The 12696-nt window shown below is 67.4% G+C and carries 9 protein-coding genes; 6 read left to right on the forward strand and 3 right to left on the reverse strand.

Going from position 1 to position 12696, the window contains the following annotated elements; translation table 11 throughout:
* Nucleotides 1-30: 30 nt before the first annotated feature.
* From QSJ19_RS10910 to QSJ19_RS10930, 5 genes are all read left to right on the forward strand, one after another.
* Nucleotides 31-1950, forward strand: coding sequence for a methylmalonyl-CoA mutase family protein (locus QSJ19_RS10910; protein ID WP_286320341.1), 1920 nt, complete (start codon nucleotides 31-33; stop codon nucleotides 1948-1950).
* The gene (gene scpA, locus QSJ19_RS10915) at nucleotides 1947-4241 is read left to right on the forward strand and encodes a methylmalonyl-CoA mutase (RefSeq protein WP_286320342.1); all 2295 of its coding nucleotides are present in this window, start codon (nucleotides 1947-1949) and stop codon (nucleotides 4239-4241) included. Before QSJ19_RS10910 ends, scpA begins: the two co-directional genes overlap by 4 nt.
* Entirely contained in the window at nucleotides 4241-5290 is a 1050-nt protein-coding gene (gene meaB / locus QSJ19_RS10920; RefSeq protein ID WP_286320343.1) for a methylmalonyl Co-A mutase-associated GTPase MeaB, read from the forward strand. The genes scpA and meaB overlap by 1 nt, the downstream gene beginning before the upstream one ends.
* A 216-nt stretch (nucleotides 5291-5506) precedes the next feature.
* A complete protein-coding gene (locus QSJ19_RS10925; protein WP_286320345.1) occupies nucleotides 5507-6874 on the forward strand; it encodes a hypothetical protein in 1368 nt (455 codons plus the stop codon).
* On the forward strand, nucleotides 6871-8025 hold the full coding sequence (locus tag QSJ19_RS10930; RefSeq protein ID WP_286320347.1) for a lipase family protein: 1155 nt from the start codon (nucleotides 6871-6873) through the stop codon (nucleotides 8023-8025). The genes QSJ19_RS10925 and QSJ19_RS10930 overlap by 4 nt, the downstream gene beginning before the upstream one ends.
* A gap of 627 nt (nucleotides 8026-8652) precedes the next feature.
* Here the strand turns inward: QSJ19_RS10930 and QSJ19_RS10935 are convergent.
* The 3 genes from QSJ19_RS10935 to QSJ19_RS10945 are packed head-to-tail and all read right to left on the reverse strand — an operon-like array spanning nucleotide 8653 to nucleotide 11093.
* The gene (locus QSJ19_RS10935; RefSeq protein ID WP_286320349.1) at nucleotides 8653-9648 is read right to left on the reverse strand and encodes an ABC transporter substrate-binding protein; all 996 of its coding nucleotides are present in this window, start codon (nucleotides 9646-9648) and stop codon (nucleotides 8653-8655) included.
* 45 nt (nucleotides 9649-9693) lie between these two features.
* Nucleotides 9694-10413 carry an SDR family oxidoreductase gene (locus QSJ19_RS10940; protein ID WP_286320350.1) on the reverse strand — a complete coding sequence of 240 codons (720 nt, stop codon included), beginning with the start codon at nucleotides 10411-10413 and terminating at the stop codon, nucleotides 9694-9696.
* Complete coding sequence (locus QSJ19_RS10945) at nucleotides 10410-11093, reverse strand: isochorismatase family protein (RefSeq protein WP_286320351.1); 684 nt, start codon at nucleotides 11091-11093, stop codon at nucleotides 10410-10412. The genes QSJ19_RS10940 and QSJ19_RS10945 overlap by 4 nt, the downstream gene beginning before the upstream one ends.
* Nucleotides 11094-11117: 24 nt before the next feature.
* On the opposite strand from QSJ19_RS10945, the gene QSJ19_RS10950 reads away from it, so the two are divergent.
* Nucleotides 11118-12695 carry a (2,3-dihydroxybenzoyl)adenylate synthase gene (locus QSJ19_RS10950; RefSeq protein ID WP_286320352.1) on the forward strand — a complete coding sequence of 526 codons (1578 nt, stop codon included), beginning with the start codon at nucleotides 11118-11120 and terminating at the stop codon, nucleotides 12693-12695.
* The last annotated feature ends 1 nt before the right edge of the window (nucleotide 12696 follow it).

The following is a 12696-nucleotide window of genomic DNA, read 5'->3' on the forward strand; positions in this document are numbered from 1 at the left end:
ACCCGGAGCATCACGGAGGTGCCACGTCCCATGTCGCAGACCCCTGCGTCGACATCCGATCGGTCCGACCGATCGCTCGACGAGGCCTACGAGGCCTGGTCGTCAGCCGCTGCCGCAGTCCTCGCCAAGTCCCGGCGAACCGCCGTCGAGGATCTGCCCGCCGGTGCCGAGGAACTGCTGTCGACGACGACACCCGACGGATTACGTATCCGGCCCCTCTACACGCGCAAGGACGAGGAGGCCGAGTCCGGGCTGCCCGGCGCTTTCCCGTTCGTCCGAGGGGCGGACCCGGACCGCGACGTCGCCCTCGGCTGGCGCGTCACCGAGCGTTTCGGCGACGACGACACTCCGGCCACGACTGTCAACAGCGCTCTCCTGGAGGCGCTCTCGAACGGCGCGAGTGGCCTCTGGCTGTCCCTGGGTGCCGGACTCTCGGCCGAGGATCTGCCCACCGTCCTCGACGGCGTCTACCTCGACCTGATCCCCGTCACCCTGGACGCGGGCGGTGAGGGGATCACTGCTGCACGCGCGTTGCTGAGCGCGCGGGAGAACGCCGTCGCGACACCAGCATCGGCCGCGCCGACCTCGGCGACCATCACCTCGCTCGGATTGTCGCCGCTGACCGCCGCCTTCTCGGGGCGCCCGAGCGTCGACGGAGCCGAGGCGACCGCCCTGGCGGTCGACGTTCCCGCCGGTGTCCGTGCGTTCCGTGTCGACGGCACCGACTTCGCCACCGCCGGCGCCGACAACGGGCTCGAGATCGCCCTGGTCGTCGCTGCGGCGGTGACTCATCTCCGCGACCTGACCGCTGCCGGCGCGTCAGCCGCGGATGCGCTGCGCCAGATCACCTTCGCCGTGGCCGCCGACGACGACCAGTTCGCCACCATCGCCAAGTTCCGTGCACTGCGCACGATCTGGGCCCGGGTGGCCGAGGTGCTCGGCTCCCCGGAGTCCGGTGCGGCGATCACCCACGGCGTCACCGATCTGTCGATGCAGACCCAGCGCGATCCGTGGGTCAACATGCTCCGCACCACGATCGCCGCGTTCGGTGCCGGGGTCGGCGGCGCCGATCAGGTGACTGTTCTCGGTTTCGACGCCGCGATCCCGGCCGAGCGCCGCACCTCGAGTGCGACCTTCTCCCGGCGTATCGCGCGCAACACGCAGTTGCTGCTGTTGGAGGAGTCGAACATCGGGCGCGTCCTCGACCCGGCGGGCGGCTCCTGGTTCGTGGAATCGCTGACCGACGACCTCGCACGGAACGCGTGGACGGTCTTCGCGCAGATCGAGGCCGCCGGCGGCTATCGGGCGGCACTGCGGTCCGGCTGGATCACCGATCGCGTCGGGGCCTCGCTGTCGCGACGAGACGAGTCGGTGGCCCATCGGCGGACCGCGGTCACCGGCGTCAACGAGTTCCCGAATCTCGACGAACGTCCCCTGGGTGCCGACGTCGCCGACAGCACGGACCTGCCGCACGGCTCGCCGCGACTCGCCCGGGTCGGACGCACCTACGAGGAACTACGCGACCGCTCCGACGCGGTGCTCGAGCAGACCGGCAGCCGGCCGTCCGTGCTGATGCTGCCGCTGGGTCCGGTGGCCGAGCACAACGGTCGCACCACCTTCATCGCCAATCTCCTTGCCGCCGGCGGCATCGCGGCCGTCAACCCGGGTCCGCTGGCAGCAGACGACATCGCCGCCGCAGTCGCGGACGCGGGTACACCGATCGCGGTCGTCTGCGGGACGAAGCAGCGCTATGCCGATGACGGCGGGGCCGCGCTGGCCGCCGCACGCGCCGCCGGGCTGTCGACGGTGCTGCTGGCCGGCCCCGACAAGGAATGGCCCGACGGCGACGATCGACCGGACGGCTCACTACGAGTCGGGATCGACGCCGTCGCGACCCTCACCGGACTGCTCGATCAGCTGACCCACGAACCGGCGGGAGCGACGTCATGACCCAGACCGAACCGACCAGCGATCAGGCATCGAACGACGAACCACACTTCGGTGCGGTGCCCAGCTTCGCCGAGATCGACCTGGCCACGGGCGCACCGGATGCGAGCAATACGCCGGAGGCGGCGATCGATCGTCTGGCGCGCGCGCAGGGGCAGAGCGCGGACGAGATCACCTGGACGACACCGGAACAGATCGATGTCCGGCCGATCTACACACGCGCCGACCGCGACGCGGTCACCGCCGACGGTGAGCACCCGTATCCGCTGGACTCCATCCCGGGTGAGGCGCCGTTCGTCCGCGGTCCCTACCCGACCATGTATGTCAACCAGCCGTGGACGATCCGGCAGTACGCAGGATTCTCCACCGCGGCCGAGTCCAACGCCTTCTACCGGCGCAACCTGGCAGCGGGGCAGAAGGGACTGTCTGTCGCCTTCGACCTCGCGACCCACCGCGGCTACGACTCCGATCACCCGCGGGTCGCCGGTGACGTCGGCATGGCGGGAGTCGCGATCGACTCCATCCTCGACATGCGGCAGCTGTTCGACGGTATCGATCTGGGCTCGGTGTCGGTGTCGATGACGATGAACGGTGCGGTGCTGCCGATCCTGGCGCTCTATGTCGTCGCCGCCGAGGAACAGGGTGTGCCGCCGGAGAAGCTCGCGGGGACCATCCAGAACGACATCCTCAAGGAGTTCATGGTCCGCAACACCTACATCTATCCGCCGAAGCCGTCGATGCGGATCATCTCGAACATCTTCGAGTACACCAGCCAGAAGATGCCGAAGTTCAACTCGATCTCGATCTCCGGCTACCACATCCAGGAAGCCGGTGCGACCGCCGATCTGGAACTCGCCTACACCCTGGCCGACGGCGTCGAGTACATCCGGGCGGGTCTCGAGGCCGGCCTCGACATCGACAAGTTCGCACCCCGGCTGTCGTTCTTCTGGGGCATCGGGATGAACTTCTTCATGGAGGTAGCGAAACTGCGTGCCGCGCGGCTGCTCTGGAGTGAGCTGGTGGCGCAGTTCGAGCCCGCGAACGCGAAATCGCTGTCCCTCCGGACACATTCGCAGACCTCGGGGTGGTCGCTGACCGCGCAGGACGTGTTCAACAATGTCGCCCGTACCTGTGTCGAGGCCATGGCGGCGACCCAGGGACACACCCAGTCGCTGCACACGAACGCGCTCGACGAGGCGATCGCGCTGCCGACCGACTTCTCCGCCCGTATCGCCCGGAACACCCAGCTGCTGCTCCAGCAGGAATCGGGAACCACCCGGCCGATCGACCCGTGGGCCGGCTCGAATTACGTCGAATGGCTCACCCACCAGCTGGCGCAGAAGGCCCGTGCACACATCCGCGAGGTCGAGGAGACCGGCGGCATGACGCAGGCGATCAACGAGGGCCTGCCGAAGCTGCGCATCGAGGAGGCGGCGGCACGCACGCAGGCCCGGATCGACTCGGGTCAGCAGCCCCTGGTCGGCGTGAACAAGTACCAGGTCGTCGACGACGAGGAGATCGAGGTCCTCAAGGTCGAGAACTCGAAGGTGCGCGCCGAACAGCTCGAGAAGCTCGCACGGTTGCGCGCCGAGCGCGACGAGACGGCCGTGCAGGCAGCGCTCGCCGACCTGACGCGCGCCGCGGCATCCGATGAGGGTGGACTGGCGAACAACCTGATGGCACTGGCCATCGAGGCGGCCCGGCATCAGGCCACCGTCGGAGAGATCTCCGATGCGATGGAAAAGGTCTATGGTCGCCACCAGGCGGAGATCAAGACCATCAGCGGGGTGTATCGACATGAGGCCGGCCAGGTGAGCAACGTCGACGCGGCGACCGAGATCGTCCGGCAATTCGGCGAGGCCGAAGGACGACGTCCCCGTGTCCTGGTGGCCAAGATGGGACAGGACGGTCACGACCGCGGGCAGAAGGTGATCGCGACCGCCTTCGCCGACCTCGGTTTCGACGTCGACGTGGGCCCGCTGTTCGCCACCCCCGAGGAGGTCGCCGCGCAGGCAGCGGACAACGACGTGCACGTCGTCGGTGTCTCCTCTCTCGCGGCCGGACACCTGACGCTGGTGCCCGCGCTCAAGCAGGCACTCGCCGATGTCGGTCGTCCCGACATCATGATCGTCGTCGGCGGTGTGATCCCGCCGGGAGACTTCGACGAGCTGTACGAGGCGGGCGCCTCGGCGATCTTCCCGCCCGGCACAGTGATCGCCGACTCCGCCGTCGAACTCGTGTCGAAACTCGCTGCCACGCTGGGTCATGAGCTGACCGGGGTCGCCGCCGAGTGATGGCCGATCAACCCGGTGCCGGCGAGCCCGGCGGTGGACCGAACACCGTGGCGACGCGTCGGACAGTCGATGTCGACGCGCTCGCCGCGGCCGTTCTCGAGGATCGACGCGCCGACCTCGCGCGGGCGATCACACTCGTCGAGTCGACCCGACCGGATCACCGTGCGGCCGCGCAGGAACTGTTGCTGGCGCTGACACCGCACTCGGGGAACTCGTTCCGCGTCGGGATCACCGGCGTACCCGGGGTGGGTAAGTCGACCACGATCGAGACGCTCGGCATGTACCTGATCGAGCAGGGCCACAAGGTGGCCGTGCTCGCCGTCGACCCGTCGTCGACGCGGACCGGTGGATCGATTCTGGGCGACAAGACGCGGATGGGCCGCCTGTCCATGTCGAAGGACGCCTACATCAGACCGTCCCCGACATCGGGCACACTGGGCGGTGTCGCGAAGGCGACACGCGAGTCGATCGTGCTGCTCGAGGCGGCCGGTTTCGACGTCGTGCTGGTGGAGACGGTCGGGGTGGGGCAGTCGGAGGTCACCGTCGCCAACATGGTCGACACCTTCACCTTCCTCACCCTCGCCCGGACCGGTGACTCCCTGCAGGGCATCAAGAAGGGCGTCCTCGAGCTCGCCGACGTCGTCGTCGTCAACAAGGCCGACGGCAAGCACCTGAACGAGGCGAAAGGTGCCGCCCGCGAGTTGACCAACGCGCTCAAGCTCATCTATTCACACGACGCGTTGTGGGTGCCACCGGTTCTGACGATGAGCGCCATCGAGAACATGGGTGTCGACGAGTACTGGGATGCGGTGTTGCGGCACAAGAAGACCCTGTCCGACGCCGGACAGTTCACCGCGCGACGCAACCAGCAACAGATCGACTGGACGTGGGCGATGGTCGACGACATCGTGTTGTCGAGACTGGCGAACAGTGCGGAGGTGAAGTCCATCCGCAAGGACGTCGAGCAGCAGGTCCGCACGGGTGATCTCACCCCGGCCCTGGCAGCGCAGCGCATCGTCGACGCGTTCGATCGTCGTTCGCAGTCCTGACCTGCCTGTTGTCCTCGACGGCGGTCATTTCGCCACGCGGTTGTTGTGGAAATGGTCACCGGTCTTGGCCGGCCTGAGACCGACCTGTTACTTTGCTTAGGATCACCTTATCTTGGTGGTTCTTGCCGGGGGTCGATCACACGATCGCGGGCGGCGAGCTGGGGAAGTTCTGGTAGAGAGGTTGGGCGCTTGTTCCGCCGTCTGACAATCATCGTGATGGCCGCCGTCATCACCCTCGGATTCGCCGAGAGTCATGGTTCGCTGGTGGCGCCGGCCGGGGCGGTCCCTGCCTCACCGCCGTCGACGTCGGCTCAGCCGACTACGTCCTCGCCGAACGCGAAGGAGTGTGTCGGTTCAGATTTCGCCACCCTCGGCAAGATCTACGATGCGATCTTCGACTCCTTCCTGCCGTATCTGCCCCCGCAGGTGAAGCGCGACAAGGACAGGATCAAGGCGCAGACGCACCGGGACATGGACCGGCTGCGCATCTCGAACATGCTCGTGTCGAACCATCCGAATCAGCTCGGCGCCCAGCGCGGTGACCCGATCATGAAGTACCGCGACCCCATCTCGCTATACGTCGTGTCGCAGTTGCTGAACGTCCGCCACGGCAAGCAGTTCCAGGCGATCACCGTCGAGAACCTCACCCTGGCCCAGGCCGTCGAGACCGCGTGGTTGCTGATCTACACGACAGTCATCATCCCGCTCACGGTCGTCTTGAGTGCGGTGCCGAACATCGCGCCGATCTGGGGACCGATCAATGTCCGTTTCCTCGTCACCCTGCCGTTCTACATCGGGATCTACGGGGCGCGGTATCTGTACCAGTTCATCTCGAGTGCGCTGGTGAACTCCTGCCTCGTGTCGATGACCAAGGAGGAGCGCGACCGGGCCGGCAAGCCGATCAAGGATCTGCGCTTCTCGGGTTCGGTGCCGAAGTTCATCCAGGACATCGCCGGTCAGGTCGATCTCGCGGACCAGAAGGGTTGCGAGCCCATCGGCAACCAACCGATGTCACGCATCGTCGATCGCACGACGGCGTACTTGACCGACGCCAACAAGGATCCGGCGACTCGCGCTGCGATCGCCGCGATCTCCAAGGACGTCGAGAACCGGATGCGTAACACGTGGGTGCCGGTGAACCTGATACCGGCCGACCCGGCAGACTACAACCAGATCGAGGGCATCATCTCGCTGCTGGGTGGTTATGTGTCGCCGGATATCCCGATCAGCATCGGGGACAACAGCTTCGGAATCGCCACCGGCGGTGCTCCACTCGACATCGTCATCGGGCTGATCCACAACTTCAACCAGGGCAAGAACATGGGGGAGCAGGTCCGACTGTGGGATCTCCCGGTCACGAAGTCGATGACGGCGGCGTACTACACCATGTACTTCAGCATCTACGTCGCTCAGGTCATCTACTCGAACGCTCTGCCGATCGCGCTGCCCGGCGTCGCCAACCTGGTGCCTCGTCCCTTCGGACTGTTCTACGCGCCGTTGAACTTCGGTTTCACCGCGTATCACAACGTCCTGCGGTCGATGTGCTTCGCCGAGGACAAGAAGGTGGAGGCCGCGGTCGCATGATGCGGACAGCGACACGCAGCGCGGCGATCATCGCCGCCGTCGTCCTCGGTGTCCTCGCCCTGGTGGCGGTGCCGCCCGCCCACGGCGCCCCGCAGCAGGGCGCAGGGACGGTGCTCAACACGACGGACATCACCGACCGGCCCGACGCCAAGGTGGCCGGCGCAGGCCGCGTCATCTCGATGACCTATCTGTCCGAGGGGTCGGACGGAAAGATCGTCCCGGTGCGCGGCACGGTGATGATCCCGTCGACCGCTCCTCGTCCGGGTGGCTGGCGGGTGCTCGGATACGCCCACGGCACCGCGGGGCTGGGTGATGACTGCACGGTCACCGACCGCATGGGACATCAAGGGCGGTACGACGATTGGCTCGGTCCATGGCTGAAGGACGGCTACGTCATCACGGCGACCGAGTACGCCGGGATCGGCGGACCGGGCGTACACGCCTACCTGGACGGGGCCGTCGCCGGACGCAATGTGCTCGATTCCGTCCGCGCTGCCCGGACGGTGGTCGCACGGCAGTCGGGGAGCACGTCGAACGGATTCGTCACCAGTGGTGCGTCGCAAGGTGGTCATGCGTCACTCTGGGCGTCGAATCTCGCGCCGTCGTACGCACCGGAACTCACTGACGTCGGCGGTGTGGTCAACTCGCCGCCGGTCGGGCTCGCCGAGTACTTTCAGACCCTGCGGCCGGGCTTCCCGCCGGTAGCGGTCCCCGACTACATCACCTACTTCTCGTATGTCCTGGCCGGACTGAAGGTCGTGCGCCCCGACGCCTACGTCGACTCGTATCTGACGCCGTTGGGTCGCAAGGTCGTCGAGGATGCGAAGACCCTCTGCTATCCCAACCAGGGGCGGGCCACCAAGGGCCTGACAGTCGGACAGCTCATCGCACGACCGTTCGCCGAGGGTCCGTTGATCCCGGCGCTCCGCGAAGCGACGCGGGTCCCGACCGCCGGCTATCGGACGCCGCTGCTGATCCAGCAGGGCACGCTCGATCCGGTGGCATTCGCACCACTCACCGAGCAGTTCGTCTCGCAGGCACGGTCGCAGGGGGCGACGATCGACTTCCGTACCGCTCAGGCGGGCCACGGCCTGGGTGCGTGGTCGGAGACCGCCGCCCTGCGCTGGGCGGATCAACAGCGCTGGCCCTGAGCGAGTCCCCGCTTCGCTCGAGCCCCGCTTCGCTCGAGCCCCGCGTCCGCGTCGACCGTACCTCCCGAATTCGCCGATCGTGCCCTGGATTCCGCCGATCGTGTCCGGAAATTCGCTGACCGTGTCCAGGATTTCGCCGATCGTGTCCGGAGTCTGATCGCTCGGCTCGCGACGTCGCGTCCGGGGCGGCCGGCGAACACGATCGGCGCGATTCTGGACACGATCGGCGTGATCCGGAGCACGGTCGGCGGGGCGCGGGCGTCGCAGAAAGATGTCTCTGACCCGGCTGCCAGGCCTGGTCCGTGCCGACCTCGGTCGGGCCCCGCGCGGGTTCTAGGCCCTCAGCGGGTGCACCCGAGTTCATCGCCCAGGCACGAGATCTCGCCGATCGTGCCCTGGAGTTCGCTGACTGTGTCCTGGATTTCGCCGATCGTGTCCGGCGTCGGGCCTCTTATGTCACGCCGCCTCGTCCCGGGTCCGCCGGTGCGCCCGATCGGCGCGAAGTTGGACACGGTCGGCGGGAACGGCGAGGTTACGGCGGGCGAGGTGTGCCGACGACTCAGGCCCACCGATCCGTTCGGGTGGGCCTGAGTCGTGAGGCGCGCTGTCCGGGTGTCGCTACCGGTGTCAGAGTCGCGCGGCGACGGGGTTCAGCAGTCCGATCACGTAGTCGACCGACGGCGCGCTCGGCACGCCGAAGGCGGGTGCGTTGTCGTTGGTCAGATAGACGACGGTGTCGTCGGAGACCGCGGTGAGGTTGTCCCATCCCGGAACGCGTTGATACACCGAGTCGTCACCGAGGCTCCACGCGACGAGGAGGTCGGAGTCCAGCAGATCGACACGCTCGGGCGAGATGGGCGACCGCGTCGCGCTGCCCTTGTGCTCGGCTGCCAGCCTCGGATTGAGGACGAAGCCGAGTTGGGCGAGCAGCCCTGCAGCGGAGTCCCTCGTCGAGTTGATCGCGCCGATCTGCCCGGTCGGTTGGAACTGCGCGAAGGTGAACGTCTTGCCGACTGCGTTCGGATGATCGGACTTGAACGTCGCGATCTTGGCGTCGGTCTGCTTGATCAGGTCGTCGGCCTCGGATTCCTTGCCGAAGATCTTGCCGGTGGTGCTCGCGACGTCTTCCCACGTGTCCGTGGTGGCGCCTTTCTGCATCACGGGGATGGTCGGGGCGACCGCACTGAGACGGTCGTAGTTCTTCTGGTCGCCGAGGTACCCCGCCAGGATCAGGTCCGGTTTGTAGGCGGCGAGCTCGGAGATGTCGAGAGCGGCGATCGACGGGACCACCTTGACCTCTGAGGTGTGCTCGGGCGTCCATTCGAACGTGTTGTTCGGGCCGGCGTATCCCTGCTCCTTGAACTCGGCCGTGATGGGGATGTCGAGCGCCGCAAGGGTATCGGTCCAGTTGGTGAGCAGGGTGACGACGCGTTCAGGACGCTTGTCGATCGTGGTGGAGCCGTACTCGTGGTCGATCGTAAGCGGCGTGTACGTGGCCGAACTGCTCGACGAATCGTCCTCGGCCGGGGCCGAGCACGCCGAGACGAGGGCGGCGAGGGTGACGAGCAACGCGGTCGCGGCGACGAGAACCGTACGACGACCTCCGGTGCGCATGGTGTTCATGGCGGTACCAATCGTTCAGGTGGGCAGACGAAATCGAGGGACGTGTCACATGTCCAACGTCGCACCTCCGTCGATGCGGAGGTCGTGCATGGTCACGTGTCGTGCGGCGTCCGAGGCAAGGTAGACCACGGCGGCCGCGATGTCTGTCGGAGCCGCGATGCGCTGCAAAGGGATTCCGAGCCGATGCTGTGCCGGATCGCCGGCGAGGACGGCGTCGCGATCGTCATCCGACGTCCACATACCGCGCAGCATCGGCGTATCGGTCGAACCGGGCGAGACGATGTTCACCCGCACACCATGTCCGGCGACGGCGAGGCCGATGCTCCGCGCATACGACGTCGCCGCCGCCTTCGACGCGGCGTACGGCGCCATCCGGGCTCGCGGGGTCGCACCCGCATTGCTGGAGATCACGACGGCACTGCCGCGCCGACGGTCCGTCATCGACTGGACCGCGACATCGAGGATGTTGCGCACGCCGCCGGCGTTGACGGCCATGCAGATGTCCCAGTCCTCGCTGAGGACGCCAGCCGCGCTGACCACGAGATCGATGGGGCCCTCGTCGTTCTCGACCGCCTTCCACGCCATGGCGACGGCCGCACGATCGGAGACGTCCACCGCTCGGACGGCGGCACCGTCGAGGTCCCACCCGTGTACATCCGCGCCGGCCGCGGTGAGGGCGTCGACGACGGCCCGCCCGATCCCGCCGGTGGCGCCGGTCACGACGGCGCGTCTGCCGGTGATTCCCTCGACGTCGGCGACACTCACCGGATGATGCCGCTCGAGACCGTGTGCATGCGGTCGCCCCGGGATTGGGCGGCGGCCGAGAGCGTCTCGGTCACCTGATCGGCGGACACGACGAGACCCGCCCGTTTACCGATGTACTCACCGGCCATCTGGTGTTCCTCGCGGCTGAAGTCGCCCATGGCGTCGATCACGAAGAACGGTTTCACGTCGCTCATGAATGCCTCGGTGGCGCTGATCATGCATCCCATGTGGGCATAGACGCCCACGACGATGAGCTGGTCGCGCCCGTGATGTCCGAGGAGCTGTCGGAGGTCGGTTCGTTGGAATCCGGAATAGCGCCACTTGGTGACCCGGATGTCGCCGTCGTTCGGCTCGAGTTCGGGGACGATGTCCTCGTCTCGACCGGAGACGAGGCCCTTGCCCCAGAAATCGGCAAGGATGCCGCGACGAGACGGATGCTGGTCACCGGGTTGTGCCGTGTAGACGACCGGTACGCCGGCACGACGACAGGCCTCGCGAATGCGGACCATGTTCGGCAGCGCGGTCGCCATCGGCTCCTGGTCGCGCTGGTAGGCGTCGATGAAGTACCGCTGCATGTCGTGGATCAGCAAGGCGCTGCGATGGGCATCCAATGTCCAGTTCACACGAGCGGGAAACGGTCCGCGGGGAATCTCGTAAGGGTTGATCGAAGGAATGGCCACTCCGTTAGGGTAGCCTCACCTCTCGTGAAGGTTTCGCCGTGGCCCCCCGAACTGGTCGACCACTACCGTGCGCTGGGATTATGGCGCGGGGAGACGTTCGACGACATCGTGCGCACCCGTGCCGCCGATCCCGATACCGCGTCGCGGACCGCGGTCGTCGACGCCGAGCGCCGGCTGACCTACCGCGAACTGCACGAGCGCGTGGACCGGCTGGCAGCGGGACTCGCCGCCCTGGGCATCGAGCCCGAGGATCGGATCCTGCTGCAGATCCCGAACCGGGTCGCCTACGTGGAGGCCGTGTTCGCGGTGTTCCGGGCGCGTGCGATCCCGGTGTTCGGGCTGCCGGCCCATCGGGAGGCCGAGCTCGTCGGTATCGCCCGGTCCGCGGGCGCCGTGGCCATCGTCTCGCCTCGCACCCACGAGGGCTACGACCATCGCGCACTCGCCGAGAGCGTTGCGGTGCAGGTGGATTCTGTGCGCCATCTCATCGACGTCGAGGATCTCGAATCGCTGTTCGCCGAACCGATCGAGCATGGTCGCGCGGATCCGTCGGACCTCGCCTTCCTGCAACTGTCCGGCGGCAGCACCGGCATCCCGAAACTGATCCCGCGGACCCACGACGACTACCTCTACAGCGTGCGTCGCAGCAACGAGGTGTGCGGGGTCACCGCCGACACCGTGTACCTCGCGACATTACCGGTGGCACACAACTTCCCGATGAGTTCGCCGGGCATCCTCGGCGCGCTCGTCGCCGGCGGAACGGTGGCGCTCACCGCGTCCCCGACGCCGTCCGTCGCCTGGCAGATCGTGGCTGCCGAACGTGTCACGATGACCGGGCTGGTGCCGCCACTGGCGCGGCTGTGGACCGAGACCGCCGAGCGCGGAACCGATCTCGACATCTCCTCCCTGCAGACGATCCAGGTCGGCGGGGCCCGGTGCCCCGACGAGCTGGCCCGTCGGATCGGGCCGGCCCTGGGCGTCACCCTGCAGCAGGTGTTCGGCATGGCCGAGGGGCTGGTCTGCTACACACGTCTCGACGACCCGATCGACGAGATCTGCACCACGCAGGGGCGTCCCATGTCCGACGAGGATGAGGTGCGCCTGGTCGACGAGGACGGGAACCCGGTCGACACGGGGCCCGGGTTCCTGGAGACGCAGGGTCCGTACACGATCCGGAGCTACTGGCAGGGGGCAGCCTCGGCCTCGTTTGCGCCGGACGGCTGGTATCGCACCGGCGACGTCGTCGAGCGCGATCAACACGGCAACATCATCGTCCGGGGCCGGGGCGGCGACCGGATCAACCGCGGCGGCGAGAAGGTGTCGGCCGAACAGCTCGAAGAGCAGTTGCTCGCGCACCCCGCGGTGCGCGACGCGGTCGTCGTCGCCGTCGCCGACTCCTATCTCGGTGAACGCACCTGTGCCTATCTGATCCCCGAGGATCCGGAGCAGCCGCCCAGTCTGGCCGGGATCCGCGCCTTCGTCCGCGAGGCCGGGCTCGCCGAGTGGAAGCTCCCCGACACCGTCACGGTGATCGAGGAGTTCCCGGAGACGGGCGTCGGGAAGGTCAGCCGCAAGAAGCTGCGCGCACTTCTCGCGGGCTGAC

It is taken from the genome of Gordonia sp. ABSL11-1 (assembly GCF_030315685.1).
Taxonomy (GTDB): domain Bacteria; phylum Actinomycetota; class Actinomycetes; order Mycobacteriales; family Mycobacteriaceae; genus Gordonia.

What these genes read in the sequence shown, in the direction of transcription:
- QSJ19_RS10910 (WP_286320341.1), top strand. Translation starts at nt 31, where the DNA reads ATGTCGCAGACCCCTGCGTCGACATCCGATCGGTCCGACCGATCGCTC.
- scpA (WP_286320342.1), top strand. Translation starts at nt 1,947, where the DNA reads ATGACCCAGACCGAACCGACCAGCGATCAGGCATCGAACGACGAACCA.
- meaB (WP_286320343.1), top strand. Translation starts at nt 4,241, where the DNA reads ATGGCCGATCAACCCGGTGCCGGCGAGCCCGGCGGTGGACCGAACACC.
- QSJ19_RS10925 (WP_286320345.1), top strand. Translation starts at nt 5,507, where the DNA reads ATGGCCGCCGTCATCACCCTCGGATTCGCCGAGAGTCATGGTTCGCTG.
- QSJ19_RS10930 (WP_286320347.1), top strand. Translation starts at nt 6,871, where the DNA reads ATGATGCGGACAGCGACACGCAGCGCGGCGATCATCGCCGCCGTCGTC.
- QSJ19_RS10935 (WP_286320349.1), bottom strand. Translation starts at nt 9,648, where the DNA reads ATGAACACCATGCGCACCGGAGGTCGTCGTACGGTTCTCGTCGCCGCG.